This is a genomic window from Streptomyces macrolidinus (assembly GCF_023887685.1).
Lineage (GTDB): Bacteria > Actinomycetota > Actinomycetes > Streptomycetales > Streptomycetaceae > Streptomyces > Streptomyces macrolidinus.
On record NZ_JAMWMR010000040.1, the window covers coordinates 1 to 18,800 of the forward strand.

General features: G+C 71.9%; 16 protein-coding genes. 8 read left to right on the forward strand and 8 right to left on the reverse strand.

The annotated features are described in order from the left end of the window. Positions 1-283 precede the first annotated feature (283 nt). The 5 genes from NGF19_RS28160 to NGF19_RS28180 all read left to right on the forward strand — a co-directional run bounded on the left by NGF19_RS28160 (position 284) and on the right by NGF19_RS28180 (position 5,523). The gene (locus tag NGF19_RS28160; RefSeq protein ID WP_252428397.1) at positions 284-931 is read left to right on the forward strand and encodes a hypothetical protein; all 648 of its coding nucleotides are present in this window, start codon (positions 284-286) and stop codon (positions 929-931) included. A gap of 67 nt (positions 932-998) precedes the next feature. After that, positions 999-1,919 carry a universal stress protein gene (locus NGF19_RS28165; protein ID WP_252428398.1) on the forward strand — a complete coding sequence of 307 codons (921 nt, stop codon included), beginning with the start codon at positions 999-1,001 and terminating at the stop codon, positions 1,917-1,919. Positions 1,920-2,035: 116 nt separating this feature from the next. Further along, a complete protein-coding gene (locus tag NGF19_RS28170; protein WP_252428399.1) occupies positions 2,036-3,049 on the forward strand; it encodes a 2-hydroxyacid dehydrogenase in 1,014 nt (337 codons plus the stop codon). A gap of 263 nt (positions 3,050-3,312) precedes the next feature. Then, positions 3,313-4,902: an oleate hydratase gene (locus NGF19_RS28175; protein ID WP_252428400.1), complete on the forward strand. Its 1,590-nt coding sequence runs from the start codon at positions 3,313-3,315 to the stop codon at positions 4,900-4,902. Positions 4,903-5,040: 138 nt separating this feature from the next. After that, the gene (locus NGF19_RS28180) at positions 5,041-5,523 is read left to right on the forward strand and encodes a DUF6328 family protein (protein WP_252428401.1); all 483 of its coding nucleotides are present in this window, start codon (positions 5,041-5,043) and stop codon (positions 5,521-5,523) included. Between the two features lie 33 nt (positions 5,524-5,556). Here the strand turns inward: NGF19_RS28180 and NGF19_RS28185 are convergent, their stop codons facing one another. Further along, the gene (locus tag NGF19_RS28185) at positions 5,557-6,567 is read right to left on the reverse strand and encodes a 3-methyl-L-tyrosine peroxygenase-related protein (RefSeq protein ID WP_252428402.1); all 1,011 of its coding nucleotides are present in this window, start codon (positions 6,565-6,567) and stop codon (positions 5,557-5,559) included. A 286-nt stretch (positions 6,568-6,853) separates the two neighbouring features. On the opposite strand from NGF19_RS28185, the gene NGF19_RS28190 reads away from it, so the two are divergent. Together NGF19_RS28190 and NGF19_RS28195 are read left to right on the forward strand one after the other, a co-directional pair. After that, the gene (locus NGF19_RS28190; protein ID WP_252428403.1) at positions 6,854-8,683 is read left to right on the forward strand and encodes a CoA transferase; all 1,830 of its coding nucleotides are present in this window, start codon (positions 6,854-6,856) and stop codon (positions 8,681-8,683) included. Between the two features lie 105 nt (positions 8,684-8,788). After that, positions 8,789-9,430, forward strand: coding sequence for a hypothetical protein (locus tag NGF19_RS28195; protein WP_252428404.1), 642 nt, complete (start codon positions 8,789-8,791; stop codon positions 9,428-9,430). Here NGF19_RS28195 and NGF19_RS28200 read toward each other — a convergent pair. The 7 genes from NGF19_RS28200 to NGF19_RS28230 all read right to left on the reverse strand — a co-directional run bounded on the left by NGF19_RS28200 (position 9,390) and on the right by NGF19_RS28230 (position 16,217). Continuing rightward, positions 9,390-11,018 carry a class I adenylate-forming enzyme family protein gene (locus tag NGF19_RS28200; RefSeq protein WP_252428406.1) on the reverse strand — a complete coding sequence of 543 codons (1,629 nt, stop codon included), beginning with the start codon at positions 11,016-11,018 and terminating at the stop codon, positions 9,390-9,392. The genes NGF19_RS28195 and NGF19_RS28200 overlap by 41 nt on opposite strands. Before the next feature lie 53 nt (positions 11,019-11,071). Next, entirely contained in the window at positions 11,072-11,836 is a 765-nt protein-coding gene (locus NGF19_RS28205; protein ID WP_252428408.1) for a DNA alkylation repair protein, read from the reverse strand. Between the two features lie 22 nt (positions 11,837-11,858). After that, positions 11,859-12,452: an NADPH-dependent FMN reductase gene (locus NGF19_RS28210; RefSeq protein ID WP_252428410.1), complete on the reverse strand. Its 594-nt coding sequence runs from the start codon at positions 12,450-12,452 to the stop codon at positions 11,859-11,861. 34 nt (positions 12,453-12,486) lie between these two features. Further along, positions 12,487-13,116, reverse strand: coding sequence for a hypothetical protein (locus NGF19_RS28215; RefSeq protein WP_252428412.1), 630 nt, complete (start codon positions 13,114-13,116; stop codon positions 12,487-12,489). Between the two features lie 4 nt (positions 13,117-13,120). Continuing rightward, a complete protein-coding gene (locus NGF19_RS28220; RefSeq protein WP_252428414.1) occupies positions 13,121-14,062 on the reverse strand; it encodes a TatD family hydrolase in 942 nt (313 codons plus the stop codon). Then, positions 14,043-14,879 (reverse strand): sugar phosphate isomerase/epimerase family protein, encoded by an 837-nt coding sequence (locus NGF19_RS28225; protein ID WP_252428416.1) that lies wholly within the window; start codon positions 14,877-14,879, stop codon positions 14,043-14,045. Before NGF19_RS28225 ends, NGF19_RS28220 begins: the two co-directional genes overlap by 20 nt. An 87-nt stretch (positions 14,880-14,966) precedes the next feature. Further along, positions 14,967-16,217 carry a TrpB-like pyridoxal phosphate-dependent enzyme gene (locus tag NGF19_RS28230; RefSeq protein WP_252428418.1) on the reverse strand — a complete coding sequence of 417 codons (1,251 nt, stop codon included), beginning with the start codon at positions 16,215-16,217 and terminating at the stop codon, positions 14,967-14,969. A gap of 412 nt (positions 16,218-16,629) precedes the next feature. Between NGF19_RS28230 and NGF19_RS28235 the strand changes: the two genes are divergently transcribed. Continuing rightward, entirely contained in the window at positions 16,630-18,741 is a 2,112-nt protein-coding gene (locus NGF19_RS28235) for a molybdopterin-containing oxidoreductase family protein (protein ID WP_252428420.1), read from the forward strand. The last annotated feature ends 59 nt before the right edge of the window (positions 18,742-18,800 follow it).

Here is an 18,800-nt window from a genome sequence, read left to right on the forward strand (position 1 = left end):
GAGGCCCTAGCCGACCCCGAGGGCGGCCTCGTCGGCCTATGCGCAGGTCAGAGGGGTGGGACGTTCAGCCCCGCGGGCCGAGACCTTCGGCATCGGGCGCGAGTGGGCGGACTCGAGGAGAGTAGGGGGTGTCAGGAGAACGATGACCTGAACATCCCTGAAGGGACCTGCCATGACCGCGCACGAGCACTCTCACCGGGGCCCGGTCTTCCGCCTGCCGCCCTTCCGCAGACGCCGGGAACCCGCACCCGGAGGACGCGAGCCCGCACCTGGACGCGAGCCGATGCCCGGACGTGAACCCGCCCCCGGAGGACGTGAACCCGCTCCGGGACGTGAACCCGCACGCGGGCAGGAGTCCGCACGCCACACCGCCACATCCGCATCCGACGCCTCGGCACACGCCGTCCCCACGCGCACCGCAGGCGCCCGAGCTCTCGCGGCCCTGCGCCTTCTCACCGGATTCATCTTCCTGTGGGCGTTCCTGGACAAGACCTTCGGCCTTCGCTATTCCACGCCGGCCGGCCAGGGCTGGATCGACGGAGGGTCGCCGACGGAGGGCTTCCTCAGCCGCGTCACGGTCGGACCGATGCAGTCGATCCTGCGCTCGTGGGCCGGAGCCTGGTGGGCGGACTGGCTGTTCATGCTCGGCCTGCTCTTCGTCGGGGTGGCCGTCATGGCAGGCGTGGCGCTGCGCCTCGCCGCAGTGGCCGGAACGCTGATGCTGGCGCTGATGTGGATCGCCTCCTGGCCCCCCGCCATCCACCGCGGGGACGGAACCCCGACCATGTCCACCAACCCGTTCGACAACTACCACGTGATCTACGCGGCAGCCCTGATCGCCGTCGCGGCGGCGGGCGCGGGCGCCACCTGGGGCCTGGGCCGACCATGGGCCCGGCTGCCGATCGTCCGCGACCACGCCTGGCTGCGCTGACCGCGGTACCTGGAAGAACCCTTGCAACACCACGGAATCGGGTCCCCCGATTCAGGAGGAGGAGACCATGCCCCGCACCATCACCGTGGGTCTCGACGGCTCGCCCGAGAGCCGTTCCGCCGCGGAATGGGCGGCCCGTGAAGCGACGCTGCGCGGACTGCCGGTCAAGCTGGTCCAGGTCTGGGAACCGATGTCCGAGCCCGTGGCCCTGGTACAGCTTCTCGGCGCCGACACCCGCCAGCACTGGACCGAGCGCATCCCGCGGGAGACCGCCGAGAACCTGCGGGAGTCCTACCCCGGCCTCGAGGTCACCACCGAGCAGCTCACCGGAGGCCCCGCCGAGGTCCTGACCCGCGAGGCGCAGGAAGCCGAACTGCTCGTCCTCGGCTCACGCGGTCTCAGCGGGCTCGGCGGCTTCCTGCTCGGCTCGGTCGGCCTCGCCGTCGTGGCGCGCACCGACCGCCCCGTCGTCCTGGTCCGCGCCGCCGCCGACCGGACCAAGGGCAAGGAAGGCAGGAAGAGCGAGGGCGAAGGCGAAGGCCAGGACGCCGCCGACACCACCGTCCGCCCCGTCGTCCTCGGCGTCGACATAGCCGAGCCCCACGAGAAGCTCATCGAGTTCGCCTTCGACACCGCCGCCCGCCACAAGGCACCCCTGCGCGCCGTGCACGGCTGGAACCCGCCGCCGTACTACGCCTACGGCATGGGCCTGGACGCCGGAGCGCACCAGGCGATGGCCCAGAGCGACGCCGCCGCCCTGGCCGAGGTGCTGCGCCCCTGGCGGGAGAAGTACCCCGACGTCGAGGTGGCCGAGGAGTGCCGCTGCGGCAGCCCGGCGAGCCTGCTCATCGAGGCCTCCCGTGATGCCTCGCTGGTCGTCGTGGGCCGCCGTATCCGCCGCGCCTCCGTCGGCGCCCACATCGGCTCCTTCACCCATGCGGTCCTGCACCACGCCACCGTCCCGGTCGCGGTGGTCCCGCACGACTGACAACCTGACCGAGAGACGGTGAACCGGCCGGGGGCGGCAGACCGCCCCCGGCCGTCCGCATGAGCGATCCCGGCCGCATGGGACGGGGGCGCGCACCGTTCGACGGGAGGAGAGCAGTGGAGATCATCGCGTACGGCGTCCTCGTGGACGAGGAGCCACTGCTGCGGGAAGAGTTCCGCAAGGCGTTCGGCGACCATCACGAGCTGCGCTGTCTCGGACTGTTCCTGGACAAGGACACCGTCCCGACCGCGCTCGGTCACGAGGTCGTGGTCACCGGCGCGAACGACACCCTGGACGCCGTGGTGCTGCGGGCACTGGCCGAGGGCGGCACACGGATGATCGCCCAACGGTCCACCGGCTACAACAACATCGACCTGAAGGCGGCCGAGGACCTCGGGCTCTCGGTATCCCGGGTCTCCTTCTACTCGCCGTACTCCGTCGCCGAGTTCGCCTGGACCCTGGCCCTCGCGATCGACCGCCGTATCGTCCGGGCCGCGCTGCGCACCCGGGACTTCGACTTCCGGCTCGACGGGCTGATGGGCCGCGATCTGCACGACCGTACGGCCGGGGTGGTGGGCACCGGCAAGATCGGCGCGGCGTTCGCGCGCATCGCCCATGGCTTCGGGATGCGGCTGCTGGGCTCCGACGTCGCGGAGAACCCCGAGTGCCTCGCCCTCGGCATGGAGTACGTCCCGCGCGAGCGGCTGTTCGCCGAGTCGGACCTGATCAGCCTGCATGTGCCGCTGCTGCCGGACACCCACCACGTCGTCGACGCCACGACCCTCGCGCTCATGAAGGACGACGCGATCCTGGTCAACACCGGGCGCGGCGGCCTCGTGGACACCGACGCCCTGCTGGAGACGCTGCGCACGGGGAAGCTGGGCGGTGTCGGCCTCGACGTGTACGAAGAGGAGGCCGGCGTGTTCTTCCTCGACAAGTCGCTGGAAGTCATGACCGACGAACGCCTCGCCCGGCTGATGACCTTCAACAACGTCCTCGTCACCTCGCACCAGGCGTACTTCACCAAGGACGCCGTCGACCAGATCGTCCGGACCACGGTCGCCAACATCGAGGACCACTTCGCGGGCCGCCATGGCGAGAACACACTGGTGCGCCCCCGGGCGGCCTGACACCGGCCCCCACAGGGCAACCGTGGGACGGCCGACCCAATCGCCCCCTGGGCCCGTCGGCGTCTGACCAGGGACGATCGGCCCCTGCCCGCACCATCGCCGTACGACTTGACTGAGAGCTACAGGCGCCGGGCCCCAGATCCCCCCGACGCCACACGTGCACATCTCGGCCGCGGTCGCGGCCGAACGCCACCCGCGGTGCACGGCCTCCCGACCACCGTCGGGCTCCCGTGCGCCGCGGGCGGCCAGAATGGAGAGTCGTCATGACACACGCTCCGCAGCAGCCCCGCGCCTACTTCGCCGGTGGCGGCATCGCCTCGCTGGCCGCCGCCGTCTTCCTGATCCGCGACGGAGGCCTGCCCGGCGAGAACATCCACGTCCTGGAGGAACTCCCGCTCGTCGGCGGCGCGATGGACGGCGGCGGCGAGCCCGCCGGGTACGTCAGCCGCGGCGGACGGATGCTCGAGGACGAGGCCTACACCTGCGTGTGGAACCTCCTGGAGACCATCCCCACCCTCACCGACGACACCATGTCGGTCCGCGAGGAGATCCGGCAGTTCAACATCAAGTGGCCCACCGAGGCGAAGGCCCGCCTGATCGGCGAGGGCACGACCGTCCTGGACGCCGCCGACTACGGCCTCGACACCCATGACCGGCTGGAACTGACCCGCCTGCTGATGCTGCCCGAAGCGGTCATCGGGGCCCGCCGGATCGAGGACTTCTTCTCCCCGCACTTCTTCCGGACCAACTTCTGGGCGATGTGGCGCACCACCTTCGCCTTCCAGACCTGGCACAGCGCCGTCGAACTCAGGCGCTACTTCCTGCGCTTCATCCAGGAGTTCCCGCGGATGCACACCCTCTCGGGCGTGCGCCGTACCCGGCTCAACCAGTACGACTCGATCATCCGCCCGGTGCGGGCCTGGCTGACGTCCCGCGGGGTGCGCTTCGAACACGGCGTACGCGTCGTCGACGCCGACTTCACCACGGCGGAGGACGGCACCCGCCGCGTCCACCGGCTGCACCTGGAGCGCGACGGACAGCCGGAGACCCGCGACCTCGCCGAGACCGACCTCGCCTTCCTCACCCTCGGCTCGATGACCGCCGACGCCTCCTACGGCAGCGACGACCGCGCACCGGAGCTGATCCGCGACCTGCGCGACGGCGGCTGGCGGCTGTGGGAGACCATCGCCGCCAAGGCGGACGACTTCGGCCGGCCGGCCGCCTTCCACGGCAACGTGGACGAGGCCAAGTGGGAGTCCTTCACCCTCACCATGCGCAGCCCCCTGCTGCTGCACCGCATCGAGGAACTCTCCGGCAACCTCCCCGGCACCGGCGCGCTGATGACCTTCAAGGACTCCAACTGGCTGATGTCCATCGTCGTGCCGCACGCCCCGCACTTCGACGGCCAGCCGGAGGACGTGTACACCCTGTGGGGGTACGGCCTGTTCGTCGACAACGACGGCGACTTCATCGACAAGCCGATGGCCGAGGCCACCGGCCGGGAGATCCTCACCGAACTCCTCGGCCACCTCGGCATGTCGGACATCGAGGACGAGGTCGCGGCGACCACCACCGTGATCCCGGTCATGATGCCGTACATCACCAGCCAGTTCGCCCCGCGCACCCCGAACGACCGGCCGCTGGTCATCCCGCGCGGCGCGGCCAACTTCGCCTTCCTCGGGCAGTTCACCGAGATCCCCGAGGACGTGGTCTTCACCGTCGAGTACTCCGTCCGCGGCGCCATGCACGCCGTCTACGGCCTCCTCGGCCTGCCCGACGAGATCCCCGGCATCTACCACGCCCTCGCCGACCCGAAGACCGCCTTCGGCGCGCTCAAGGCCGCGCTGGCCTGAGCGCAGTGGCCGGTCCGACCGGGGCGCGGGACGTGGTCGCCCACATCCCGCGCCCCGGCGGTGCGTGCTCCGGTCGTACGCCGACACACACCCCGCCGCTGCTCGCGGGCCTCCGGTGCCGGGCGGACAGTAGGAGCCATGACCGACATGCCCGGACCGCACCCGCAGCTCCCGCGCCACGAGACACCGGAGGAACGAGCCGACCGCAACCTGATCGAACTGCTCCAGGAACTGCGGGTCGTGCTGACAGGCGTGCAGATCGTCTTCGCCTTCCTGCTCGGCGTGGCCTTCACCAGCCGCTTCCCGTACCTGGACCACTTCCAGCACAGTACGTACGTGGTGACGCTGCTGCTCACCGTGATCGCCTCGGCCATCCTGGCCGCGCCCGTCGCCCTGCACCGCGGCCTGTTCCACCGGGGCGTGAAGCCGCGCATCGTGGCCCTGTCCGCCCGCCTCGCCCAGATCGGGCTGGTCTTCCTCGCCCTGGCGCTCAACGGGGCCGTCCTGCTGCTGATGGCCATCGTGCTCGGACGAGTCCCGGCCGTCGTCATCACCGCCCTCACCCTGCTGCTCTTCGCCGGGCTCTGGCTCGTACTGCCGTGGGCACTGCGCCAGGAGTGAACCGCCTTGGGGGAGGATCGTGATGACGGACCGTCAGCTTCGAGGCTCAGGGCGGGAAGGGGGCTCGCGCAGCAGGGACAGCCGCCGCGCGGTCAGTTCGTCGACGACGTCCGTGCCCGCGCGCTTGGCGGACTCCGGGCCGGACGCCTCCATCAGCAGGCTCGGGATCTTCGTCCCGTCGAACCGGGCGCAGACCAGCCGGTGGGCCGCGTACACCCGCTGAAGGGCCGCGTCCAGCTCCAGGACCGCGGGGTCGTGGAGCCCCAGGGAGCGCAGGGAGGGCCGGGCCGCCCGCAGGGTCTTCACCAGCAGGGCGTGATCACGGGTCTGGAAGCCGCTGAAGCCCCGGCGGACCATCGGCGGAAGCATGGAGGGGCGCACCTCGTACTCGTAGTCCACGGGGCTGAGCCCGCCCGCGAACTTCATGGCGAGGGCGGAGTGGCGGCACATCTCCGACGCCAGCCCCAGCGCCCTGGTCGCCGCCCGCGCGTCGCCCGCCCGCAGTTCGCCCAGGAAGCACTGGACGCCCGCGACGACGGCCTGGATGAGGACGAAGAAGAGCTGGTGCCCGACCCGCCAGTGCTCGTGCGGGCGCGGGCAGTCGGTCAGCGCCGCGTCGTCGTCGGCGGTGTGCGCGGGGCAAGCGGCGGGCGGCACGGCGCCGTCCGGGTACTCCAGCAGGCAACGCCAGCCCGACGACAGCACGTCCAGGTCGCGCGGGTCCCCGCAGCCGCAGCGCTCCTGGTGCACGGCCACGACGTGATGCGTGTGCAGCCCGCCGAGGAGGAAGGCGTCCGTGGAGTGTTCCCTGGCCCGCGCGACCCCGAAGTAGACGTCGTGCTCGTCGTGTTCGTCGTACTCCTCGGCCCCCGGCTGGGGAATCACCGGGTCACCCGCAGGGTGCAGTACGGCGTCCACGGCATCCAACCGCCGTGCCGCCGCGGCTAGTTCGCCCATACGGCGCGGCAGGGCGGCCGGGTCCGCCAGGACCAGCCATGGTTCCCGACACACCGGACACTCGCGGGCCTCGTGCGCTGCGGCCACGGATCCCCCTCACCCTCAAAGCCATGACGCCGACCACGCGGCGTCGAGCGATGACCATCGACACTAGGTCTCCGTCCCACCCGTTCCAGCGGGCCGTCACCGAACAAGCAACGCACTGCAACGACCGGGTCCGCGACGGCTGACGGCACTTGATGGCGGTGGTCATGTTCGCGTGGCCGGGATGGACAACACACGGGCGGACGCGGTCCGATGAACGAGCAGAGCCTTCACGCCGACCGGTCGCCCCAGGGCCTTCCAGCCCATGGTTCTCGAAGGTAGGGACTGCATGAGCCACCCCGTCGTCGAGACACTAGCTCCGCTGTCCGGAAGGCGCTGCGCCGTCACGGGGACCAGCACCGCGGCGCGGGTGATGCGCGACCATCTGCGGCGTCTCGGCGGGGAGTTCGCGACCGAGGAAGCCGACGGTGCAGACGGCGAGGCCGGTGAGACCGAGGGCGGTGACGGCGCCGACGGCCCCGCGCCGGCGGCCCGAGCCCGGGTGGACGGCCCGCTCGGAGCCGCCGAGACGGTGGTCCGCTGGGCCGACGTGCTGCCCGCCGACCTCGTCTTCGACGAGGCGTCCGCGCAGGCCGTGTGCGGCATCATGCACGTGCACGGCCGCCGCCACGGGCGCCCGCGGGCGCTGATGCTCGATGTCGCGGGCACCGCCGCCGGAGTCCTCGGCACCATCGGACTGCTCGGCCAACTCGCCTGCGCCGACCCGGACATGGCGCGTCAGGCGGCGGCCACCGGGGTCGACCGCGCCGCCCTGTTGCTGAGCGCGCACTACCTGGCCGTCGCCTCCGCCGACTCCCCGCTTCCCGCGTCCCGTCCGGGCGGCCCCCCCTTTCGGAGCCTGGACGGGGTGTGGTTCGAGATCGAGGCCCTGGACGCCGAACCCTGGGCGCGCTTCTGGGCGGCTCTGGGGGCGCCGCGCGCGGCGGCCCGCGACGGCTGGCGGACGTTCGCCGCACGCTTCTCCGTCGCCGCGGCCCCGCTTCCGCGCGCCCTGCACACCGCCGCCCGCAGGCCGTTCGCCGAGGTGCGCGCGCTGGCCGAGCGGTGCGGAGCGAGCATCTGCCCGATCACGACCATCGCCGAGCGACGCCGTGAACTGGGCCTGGATCAGCAGGCGTTGATCCCCGACCCCTGGCTGCTGAGGCCCGGCCCGGAACCGGACACGACGGCACCCGACGCCACGCGCTCCCGAGCGCCCCGGCCCGCGAGCGGACCCGTCGGCCCTCTCGGTCCCCTCCGCGGCCTCGTCGTCCTGGAGGCCGGGCGCCGGATCCAGGGCCCGCTCGCCGCGCATCTGCTGCGGCTCCTGGGCGCCGAGGTCGTACGCGTCGAACCCCCCGGCGGCGACCCCATGCGGGGCATGCCTCCCCTGTGCGGCGACCACTCCGCCGTATGGCTGGCGCTCAACCACGGCAAGAGCGCCGTGGAGATCGACATCAAGAGCGCGCGCGGGCGGCGCGACGTGCTGGAGGCGGCCCGCGGCGCCGATGTCTTCCTGCACAACTGGGCACCGGGCGCGGCCGAACGACTCGGCCTGGACAGCGAGACCCTGCACCGGGCGAACCCCGCGCTGGTGTACGCCCACACCTCGGGCTGGTCGGATGCCGTACCGACCCCGCCGGTGGGCACGGACTTCATGGTGCAGGCGCGGTCCGGCGTCGCCGACGCCCTGCGCCCCGACCCCGGCGAGCCGCCCCGCCCGACGCTGATGACGGTCGTGGACGCGCTCGGCGGCATGCTCGGCGCCGAGGCCGTGGTCGCCGGACTGCTGCACCGCCGACTGACCGGCCGCGGCAGCGCGGTGGAGTCCTCGCTGCTGTCGGCGGCGAACCTGCTGCTCGACCCGGTTCTCAGAAGCGGGCGCCCGCCGTACGGGCGGCGACCGGACCCCATACGTGCCGCGCACGGCTGGGTCACGGTCCCCGACGCGGACACGGACACCCAGGGAGCGTACGACGGCCGGATGATTCCGGTGACGACCTCCCTGCGCGCCGCCGACCTGGACGGTCCGTTGGCAGCCGTACCGACCACCACCGCCCACGGCTGCACACTGCCGCCCGGCCCCTGGTCGGCCGGGCCGCACCGGATATCACGGTAGACCTCCGGCGCCGTCCGCAACTCACCCCCCGCGACGGGGACTTCAGGGGTGCGCGCGGGCGAGACCGGCGCCGGGAACGCAAGCGACCACACAAGGGGGACATCCATGGTGGCTTCGCCGACGGGACAGGACTGCTGGCACATCGTGCCGCCCCGGCCGCTGCGGGTGCTGTGCCTGCGGCACACGGGGGAGGGGGAGTTCTGGCTGAACACCTGGCGCACGCTGACCGCGCTGCTCTTCGAATGGGGGCTCGCCGGACCGCACACCCGCGCGGTCGGTGTGCTCTACGACCTCCCGGACCGGCCGGGCGGCGGAATCCGCTACGACGCCTGCCTGAGCGTGGACCAGGCGGATGTGATCGAAGGCGACGTCTGGCGCTGCCTGGACAGTGTGCGCGGGCTCAGGTACGAGGTGATCATGAGCGAGGCGCCGCTCGCCCGGGTCGGTTCGCGGCACTCCCGGCGCCTGACCGACATGTCGGTGACCAGTGGCACGTGGGCGAAGAAGCCGCGCAGGGGCTCGGGCCTCGGCGCTCCGCTGTACGAGGTCTATCCGTGCAGCCCCGTCTTCCTCGAAGGGGATGTCCCGGTGGTCGAGTGGTACCAGACCGTCCACGCCGCGCAGGACGGTCCGGTGCGCTGCGGCTCGGGTGGCTCAAGCGGCTCGGGTGGCTCGGTCGGCTCGGGTGGCTCGGTCGGTGAGCTGGTCAGTCGGCGGCATCGAGGCCACGACATGCGATCGTCCTGAGCCTGCGCCGGTCCACCTTGCCGGTCGGGGTGTGCGGCAACTCGCCCAGCAGCACCAGGCGTTCGGGGAGCTTGCGGTCCTCCAGCGCCCGGTGCCGCAGGCGGGCGACGAGATCCTCCAAAGTGGGCGTCGCGCCGGGGGCGGGCACCACGCACGCGCACAGCCGTTCGCCCATCAGCGGGTCCGGCACGCCCACGCACGCGGCGTCGCGTACCCCGTCGAGCTGGACCAGCACCTGTTCGACCTCCAGCGGGCTGATGCTCGCCCCGCCCCTGACGACGATCTCCTTGCGCCGGTCCACGACCGTCAGCCTGCCCTCGGCGTCGAGCCTCCCGAGGTCGTCCGTGCGTACCCACCCACCCGGGGTGCGATACCGGGCGTTGAGATGGGGAGCGCCCACATAGCACAGCGGGGTGAAGGGGCCACGGGCCACGATCTCGCCGACCTGTCCGGGGCCGACGTCGTTCAGGTCGTCGTCCACCACCCGGATGTCCACGATCGCCGGATTGGGGCGGCCCGACTTGGCGCCCTCGGCGTCGTCGGAGATCGTGCAGTGCACCCCGTCCGACGATCCGTACGTGCTGATGACGGGGCACGCGAAGAGCGCGGCGGCCCGGCGCGCGGTGGCGTCGTCCAGCTTCGCACCGCCGACGACCACGGCGCGTACGCCGGTGAGGTCCGCGGTGGCGGCCGACGGGTCGTCGGCCATCATCCGCAGCATGGTGGGCACCCCGAAGACATGGCTGGGGCGATGGCGGGTGATCAGGCGGAGCGCCTCGGCCGCGTCGAACCGCGCCTGGAGGACCAGCGTGCCGCCGTGCACCACGAGGGTTCCCACGGTGGCGTTGCTGCCGAACGCGGCGGACAGCGGCACCAGCCACAGGCTCCGGGGCCGTTCGCCCGGGTCGAGGACCTCGCCGACGACGGCGCCGAGGCCGGTGGCGAGCGCGTTGTGCGAGAAGGCCACCATCTTCGGGGCGGCCTCGCTGCCCGAGGACACCATGATCCGCGCGGCACCGTCCGGATCCGGCCGCACGGGCGCGGCCGGTGCGCGGCCCAGTAGATCGTCAAGGCAGGGGGCGTGGTCCGTGCGCTGAGCCGAGACCACCGTGTGCAGATGGGGCAGGGTACGGGTGAGCGCGAGGGCCGGGGTCAGATAGTCGTGGCCCCGATGCGTTCCGGGGACGATGACGCAACTCGCCCTGGCCCCGGCGAGCAGCGCGGCGGCCTCCTTGCCGCCGCGCCCCGGCGGGAACGGCAGCAGGACGGCGCCCAGCGCGGCGACCGCCAGTTCGGCCACGCACGACAGACGGCTGTTCGGCAACTGGACCCCGACCACATCGCCCTGCTTGACGCCGTGTTCGGCGAGCCCGCCCGCCAACCGCAGCGCCAGGCCGTGCAGTTGACCGAAGCCGGTCTCGCCCTCGGCGTCGATGACGGCGATCCGGTCGCCCGACCTGCGCGCCTGCTCCTCGAACAGGCTGAACAGGTCGAGATCGCGGTAGAGACCCTGAGCGGCCCAGCGGCGGCGCAGGGGATACGGCACGAGGTCGGTGAGGAAGGACGTCGAATGGTCGGTGGTGGTCAACAGGCACCTCCAGGTCCGGCGACGTGTCGGTGTCAGGGCGGAGTGCGTCGGTGTCAGGCCGGGGTCGTCTCCCCGTGCCGGTATGCGGTGAGGATCGCCTCGCGCTGCTCGGCGTCGAGATAGCGGACGGCCTCGCGCACCGTCACCCCCGAGGAGCGGCCGGCCCGCGGCAGGAGCCAGCCGTGGACCTCGGCGGGGTGCTTCTTGCTCGCCTGCCGCAGCACCCAGCCGAGGGCCTTGCGGACGAAGAAGCGCGGGTCCTCCAGGAGCGGGTCGCCGATCTCCGTGAAGACCGGCCAGTACGGCGCGAATCCCGCGTCGTCGCCGACGGGGAGGAGGAAGCCGAGGATGCCCGAGCGGCGGATCCACTGGTGTTCCTCGGCGGCCCAGCGGCGGTAGGTGTCCACCACGGAGGGCTCCCGCAGCAGCAGCCGTCCCGCGACGGACCCGGCGAGCAGATCGACGAGGGCCCAGGTACGGCTGTCGCGCAGCAACTCCTCCAGGAGTGCGGTGTCTTCGGGGCGCAGCACGGCAACGTGCCGTTCGAGCAGGATTGCGGCGGCGATCCGGGACTCGTGCACCTCCGGGGCCCACAGCGCGCGGGCGCAGGCCACGAGTTGGGGATGACCGAGCCGGCCGCTCGCGCGGACGCTGTCGGCCACCGCCTTGCGGATGACCGGCAGTCTGACCCCGTAGTGCAGCAGATCGCTCTTGAGATACCGCTTGGCGCCCTCCGCGGTCTGCGGGTCACCGGCCGCGCGCAGGCGGGCCGTGAGCTGCTCCACCAACCGCGTCGTCTCCGTCGTCTCCGCGTCCACCGGTTCGTCCCTTCTGTCACCGTCACTCGCGCCTACCCTGCGGGTGGTCCGGGGCGACAGGCAAGGCCAACGCGCGGGCCGCACGGGTGAGCGCGTCGGCGAGCTGGGTCAACCGCTCGGTGACCAGCGGGTCTTGGAACCGTCCGTCCAGGTGTGCGGAGCGCGCGTCGGGGATCGCGACCTGGTCGGGCAGCATCCAGCCGTGCAGCCAACGCACCGAGGTACGGAGCTGGTTCAGCGCGTTGCTGTTGGACCGGCCGCCCAGCGCGCTGACACCTGCGAACACCTTCCCCCGGGCATGCGGGATGTCCAGCAGGTCCAGGGCGTTCTTCAGCGCCCCGCTCATCCCCCCGTGGTACTCGGGGGTCGCCAGCACCACCGCGTGCGCCCGCGACACCGCACGCCGCAGTACGGCGACCGCCGGATACTCCGGCCAGGGAGCGGTCTTGTCCCCGTCGCAGAACGGCAATCGCAACTCGGCCAGCCGGATCGCCTTGGTACGGCAGCCGAGTTCGGCGGCGCGGGCGAGAACGACGTCCAGAGCGGCGCCACTTGTCGAGTTCTTGCGCGCGCTCGCGGCGATTCCGAGGACGTGGAGGGGCCGCTCCCCGGGCATCACGTCTCCCCGACGGCGCGCGGGCCCGCGGCCATCAGACGGTCCCCGGTCCGCAGGCGTGCGCGGGGGCCTCGTACACGATCTCCAGGACCAGGCCGGTCTCCTTGCTGTGCACATGGCCGTAGGTGTGGCCGAGCTCGTCCGCCGGGGTGTAGGCGAGCTGCTCGATCTCCGGCCGTGCGGCGAGGAAGTCCAGTACCGCGGGCACCTGTTCGGGCCACTTCACCGACAGCGCGTGGTGGGACATCAGGGCCGACTTGCGCCGGTCGCTGTACGAGGCCCACTCGCCGCGGGCGCGGCAACTGAACAGCTCGTACTCATGGCCGTCCACACAGAGGTTGATCCAGTGCCCGGGTGTGCCGTAGCGGCGGGGGGCGATGTAGGACGGGCCGTGCCGGACGTCGCTGGTCGCGCCGAACGCCTCGACGGAGGCGAGCCAGTTGTCGAAGTCGTCCTCGATCACGTAGTCGCCCGCGTACACGGCCACGTGGTGGACGCTGTCCACCTGGAGCGTGGACGGGTCGGCGGACGTGCCGAGGAACTCCTTGAGGACCTGCTCGGGCGTACTGCGCCGGGCCTGCTCCAAGTGGTCCACGATGCGGTCCAGATAGGCCGGATGGTCGTCCTGCGGCGGCAGTACCGCCGGGGCGTCGAAGAGCGTCACGTCATCACTCCTGCCGGGCTGTCGCGAACGAGGGTTCGGCGGATTCGGTGGCTGCAGTGGGTGCGGTGGGTGCAGTGGCTGCGGTGGGTGCGGTCGGGAGACGGAAGAACTCCGCCGCGTTCTCCCGGGCGACGCGGTCGAGGAGACCCGGGTCGACGCCGGCGAGCCGGAGCCGCAGAACCGTCTTCGCCAGGCCCAGGGGATCGGCCGAGCCGAAATGGAAGCCGGAGTTCAGCATCAGCCGATCGGGGCCGAACTCGTCCAGCAGAGACAGCAGTTGATGGTGATCGGTCTTGAGACGGACCTGGAACAGCCGGTCCGAGGCCGGGGACACCGCGATGCCCAGGCCGCCGCAGCCCAGTCCGGCGGCGACCGGCAGCATCGGCGGCGCGACATCCATCAGCGCCACGCGGGCCGGATCGACCAGACCGTCATCGATCGCCTGCCGCAGCACCTCCATCATGCGATGGAACTCCGGCATCCCGGGCGGCAGTTCCACCATCACCGGCTTGCCCAGGGCGGTCGCCAGCTCCAACTGCTTAGCGAACACCGTCAGTTCAGCCTCCGAGAAGCGCCGGATCGACAACTCGCCCAGTGCCAGCACCCGAGGATCGTCCAAGCGGGCCGCGAGCCGGTCGACGCCGTCCATGGCGCTCGCCAGATCGGCCATGTCGGCGGCGTGCACCGACAGGCCGAGCCAGACACGTACCCCGTAGTGGGCCGCGCGCCGTGTCTCGGTGGTCAGCAGCCGTTCGAAGCGCGCCTCGTAGGACGCGCCGCACGGCCGGGTCTCGTTCGACGCCGAACAGGGGATCAGCACGGTGTCCACCCCGCTGAGCGCCATCAGTTCGTAGTCGTCGGCGTTGCGGCCGTCCGCGTGGATGTGGTGGTCGAAGACCCGGACGGGCGGGCAGCCGATCGCCTCGTCAGGCGGCAGTTGCGGCATCGTACTGCTCCTGCAGATAGGCGATGCTGCGCTTGAGAGCGGCGTCGAAGTCGTCCGAGTGGTTGTACAACTCGACGCTGTAGTAACCCTCGTAGCCCTGCTCGCGGCAGATCCGGAAGAACGCGCGGAAGTCGATGTCACCGTCGCCCGGGATCTCGTGATGGTGATGACGGCCCTTGATGTCCTCCACCTGGATCACCGAGGTCGCGCGCAACGAGCGGGCCACGGAGGCGAGATAGTCCTCCTCGACGACACGGCAGTGACCGAGGTCCTGGGCCAGCGTGAAACGCGGGGTGGCGAAGTCGTCGATCAGCGCGACCGCTTGGTCGTTGGACTCGACGAAGAAGCCCGGCTCCGGCTCCATGGCCAGCACGACCCCGTCGCAGTGGTCGATCAGCCGGGTCAGGCCCTCCCTGAGCCAGCGGTCCGCGTCCTGCTCGGACACCTCCGGCTTACGGATGCCGCTCGCGAAGTTGATCACGGGCACGCCGAGGTCGGCCGCGATGTCCAGGGCGCGCTTGACGAGGTCGATGCGCCGCTCCCGGCCCTCCCGCGTGGGGTGGATCAGGGAGGGCTCGAACCGCTCGGCGCTCAGCAGGTTGTCGGCCCCGGCCGCCAGACAGCAGGCGACGATGCCGTAGCGCTCCAGGGCCGACGACAGCCGGTCCGCGTCGGCCGGACCGAAGGTGAAGGGGTCGATGTGCTGGGGATGCAGGGACAGTTCGATCGCCTGGTAGCCGGCGTCCGCGACGGCGCGCACCGCCTCGGTGACGGGGACACTGCGCAACCCGTTGGCGTTGTAGCTCGTCTTCAGCACGGTGGTTCCTCCGGTTCGACTCGGATGGGCAGTTGAGCCTTGCTCAGTCAGTCGTGACCCTGCTCGGGCCGCCTCGCGCAACGGGCCTCACACACCCTGGAGCGGGAAGGCGTCCAGGTATCCCTCGATGTCGAGCAGACCGTGCCCGCTCACACACACCACGATCACGGTCGGCCGGCGGGCGGCCGAGGCCTCGTCGATGGCCGCGCGCAGAGCGTGACACGACTCCGGTGCCGGCAGGAAGCCCTCCAGCCGCAGCACGAGCCGTCCGGTCTCGAAGATCTCCCGCTCCTCGTAGGCGACCGCGTCCAGCCAGCCCGCCGAACGCAGCACGCCCACGGCCGTCGACCCGCTGTGCTGGCGCAGCCCTCCCACATGCGTCTCGGGCAACTCGTAGTCCAGACCGAGGGTGTACGACTTCGACAGCGGCGTCATCCGGCCCGGATCCGCGTGATCGTAGCGCCAGGTCCCCTTGGTCAGCCGGGGCGCGGCGGCCGACTCCGCGCCGATCAGCCGCAGTCCGTCGCCGCGCGCCCGCTTCTGTTCCAGGAACGGCGCCATCAGCCCCATGAGGTTGCTGCCGCCGCCCACCGCGGCGACCAGGACGTCCGGCTCCTCGCCGAGAGCGGTGAGCTGCGCGCGGGTCTCCTGGCCGATCACCGTCTGGTGCATCAGCACATGCGGCAGGTTGCTGCCGGACACGTACCGCACCTCCGGATGCTCGGCCGCGTACGAGATGGCCTCGCCGATCGCCGTGCCGAGGGAACCGGAGGCGTGCCGACCCGACTCGCGTACCGCCCGGCCCACGGCCGTCACCGCGCTCGGGGACTCGTGCACCCGCGCGCCCAGCATGGACAGCACGGCACGCCTACTGGTCTTCTGCCGAGCGGACACCCCGGCCCAGAAGACGATGCTCTCCAGGCCGAACATCCGCGCGGCGTACTGGACCGCGTGCCCCCACTGCCCGGCGCCCGTCTCGGTGACCAGGGTGCGTACGCCCTCACGGGAGGCGAAGTAGGCTTGCGCGATCGCCGAGTTCAGCTTGAAGCTCCCGGTGGGGAGCTGGTCCTCGCGCTTGAGGTAGATCCGCGCCGGAGTACCGAGATGCCGCTCCAGGGCCCGCGCCCGTGTCAGCCGCGTCGGGCGCCCGATCTCCGCGTACCGGCGGCGCACCTCCTCGGGTACGGGCAGCAGTGCCTCGTCGGAGCGCTCCTGCTCCTGCACGGCCCGCAGCCGGATCCGTGTCATCAGCTCCAGCGCGGAGCCGCCCTCGGCGTCCTGCGGGGGCGGCAACTCCTCGGGCAGGAGCCTGGCGAAGTTGAGCCAGGCGGTGGGCACGGGGACGGCCGTGGCGGGCGCGAGCTGCGAGGTACTGGACCCACCTGTCCGACCGGTCCCGACAGCCTCGCCGGTCGCACAGGTCTCGTCAGTCTCGCCGGTCGTACGGGTCGCACTGGTTGCACCGGTCGCACCGGTCTTGTCAGTCTCGTCGGTCTCGTCGATCGATACGGACATACGCCTCGCCTCGTCGCTGGGGCTGGGTGGCCTACGCCTTAGCAGCCTCCGGAGTGGGTTGCCGCCTCACAAGGCGGCACAGGGCTTCGTGCCGAAGGGCATCAACAGGCCCGTGAGCGGCCTCGCCGGGCGTTGACCTTCTCGGGCAACCCGTCGCGCAGCCCCCTGGCCGGGCCGAACTCCCGTGCTCTGCTGGGGCTCCGGTTCGCTCCAGGGAGGGGACGGCGAGGCGACGATGACCACGCGTGAGGTGCCCACGGTCTGCCGGATGTGCCATGGGGGGTGCGGTGCGCTCGTGACGGTCGAGGGCGAACGGGCCGTGTCGATCAAGGGCCACCCCGGCAACCCCAACAACGCCGGGTTCCTGTGCGCCAAGGGCCGGGCCTCCATCGAGCACGCCTACCACCCCGACCGGCTGAGGCAGCCGTTGCGCCGCACCGGCCCGCGCGGCAGCGGCGGTTACCGGCCGATCGGCTGGGACGAGGCGCTCGACGAGGTCGCCGAGCGCCTGGCCGCGGCACGCGAGCGGGACGGCGCCGAGTCGGTCGTCTTCGCACAGGGCACCGACCGCAACTACCAGGAATGGCTGTTCCGTTTCGCCAACGCCTTCGGCTCGCCCAACGTGCTGGGCCCGGCACACGTCTGCTTCTACCCCCGGGTCATGGCCGGCATCCTGACCCTGGGCGGATTCACGTTCTGCGACTACGAGCACGACCCCGAGGTCGTCGTCGTATGGGGCAGCAACAAGGCCGCCACGCACGGCGACGGCGTCATCGGCACCCGCCTGCTGTCGGCCGTCTCCCGCGGCACCCGGCTCATCGTCATCGACCCGCACCGCACCGGGCTCGCCGCCCGCGCCGACTGCTGGCTCCCGCTGCGCCCCGGCACGGATGCCGCCCTCGCCCTCGGGCTGCTGCACATCGTCATCGCGGAAGGCCTGCTCGACAAGGAGTTCATCGAGCAACACACCACCGGCTTCGAGCAGTTGAGGCAGCACGTCCGCGACTGGGACCCACGGCGGGTGGCCGCTGTCACGGGCGTGCCCGCCCAACTGATCGTCCGCGCCGCCCGTCTCTACGGCACCGCCGGGTCGGCCGCCGTCGAACTGGGCACCGGCACCGCGCAGCACGCCAGTTCCTTCGACACCGCCCGCGCCGCCATCCTGCTGTCGGCCCTGTGCGGGAACATCGACCGGCCGGGCGGAGACGTGCTCTGGGACCCCCAGCCGATCATCGGCCGCCGGACCATGCCGATGAGCGAGGCGCTGCCCGCCGACCAGGCCGCCAAGCGCCTGGGCGCCGACCGGCACCGTGTGCTGTCCATGTCGGGCTGGGCCCATCCCTCCGCCGTATGGCGGTCCGTGCTGGACGAGGACCCCTACCCGGTCCGCGCCATGGCGGTCTTCGGCAGCAACCTGCTGGTGGCCTACCCCGACTCCGACCGGGTGCGCCGGGCGCTCGGCGCCCTGGACTTCCTGTGCGTCACCGACCTCTTCCTCACCCCGACCGCCGCACTCGCCGACATCGTGCTCCCCGCCAGCGGCTGGCTGGAGCGCGACCAGATCGTGGAGCACGCCAACTACGTGGCCGCCCGCCGCGCGGTGACCTCGGTGGGGGAGTCCCGGTCGGACGAGGAGATCCTCAACGACCTCGCGGGCCGCCTCGGTCTGGAAGGCTTCTGGGACAGCGCTCGTACGGCGCTCGACGCCCGGCTGGCCCCGGCCGGCACCACCTGGCGCGAGCTGGCCGACGGCTACTACCGGCCCACCGAACTGCGCCACTTCAAGTACCGGGAGCGCGGATTCGCCACCCGCAGCGGACGCGTCGCCCTCTACCACGAAGGCCTGCTCCGCATGGGCTACGAGCCCCTGCCCGTGTACGAGCCGCCGATCCGACATCTCCGCGCAGGCGAACACCTTCTGACGAGCCGTCACTCGCGCTTCTACTTCAACTCCGAGTTCCGCAACGTGCCGTCCCTGCGCGCCAAGGAGCCCCACCCCCGGCTGGAGATCCATCCCGGCACGGCGGCGGCCGAAGGCATCGAGGACGGCGACTGGGCGGTGCTGGAGGCGCGCGGACACCAGGCCTTGTTCCGGGCGCGGGTCACCGACGAGGTGCGCCCCGGCGTACTGTGCGCCGCCGCCTCGTGGTGGTACCCCGAGCTGCCGCCCGACCGCTCCTGGCGGATCTCCAACGTCAACCGGCTGCTGCGCGACGGCGACGAGAACCCGGCGATGGGCTCGTCCACCCTGCGCGGCGTCCCCTGCACCGTGCGGCGCGCCCCCGACGACCTGGTCGCCGCCTGCCTCGACACCGCCCGCACCGAGTGGGCCGACGAACTGCCCTGACCGACCGGCCCGCCCCGCACCAGGAGTACCGGAGCACGCAGGAGTGCCGGAGCACGCAC

Excerpts from the sequence above, each read along its gene's own strand:
- NGF19_RS28160 (WP_252428397.1), top strand. The coding sequence starts at position 284 with ATGCCCGGACGTGAACCCGCCCCCGGAGGACGTGAACCCGCTCCGGGA.
- NGF19_RS28165 (WP_252428398.1), top strand. The coding sequence starts at position 999 with ATGCCCCGCACCATCACCGTGGGTCTCGACGGCTCGCCCGAGAGCCGT.
- NGF19_RS28175 (WP_252428400.1), top strand. The coding sequence starts at position 3,313 with ATGACACACGCTCCGCAGCAGCCCCGCGCCTACTTCGCCGGTGGCGGC.
- NGF19_RS28180 (WP_252428401.1), top strand. The coding sequence starts at position 5,041 with ATGACCGACATGCCCGGACCGCACCCGCAGCTCCCGCGCCACGAGACA.
- NGF19_RS28190 (WP_252428403.1), top strand. The coding sequence starts at position 6,854 with ATGAGCCACCCCGTCGTCGAGACACTAGCTCCGCTGTCCGGAAGGCGC.
- NGF19_RS28195 (WP_252428404.1), top strand. The coding sequence starts at position 8,789 with ATGGTGGCTTCGCCGACGGGACAGGACTGCTGGCACATCGTGCCGCCC.
- NGF19_RS28210 (WP_252428410.1), bottom strand. The coding sequence starts at position 12,452 with ATGCCCGGGGAGCGGCCCCTCCACGTCCTCGGAATCGCCGCGAGCGCG.
- NGF19_RS28220 (WP_252428414.1), bottom strand. The coding sequence starts at position 14,062 with ATGCCGCAACTGCCGCCTGACGAGGCGATCGGCTGCCCGCCCGTCCGG.
- NGF19_RS28235 (WP_252428420.1), top strand. The coding sequence starts at position 16,630 with ATGACCACGCGTGAGGTGCCCACGGTCTGCCGGATGTGCCATGGGGGG.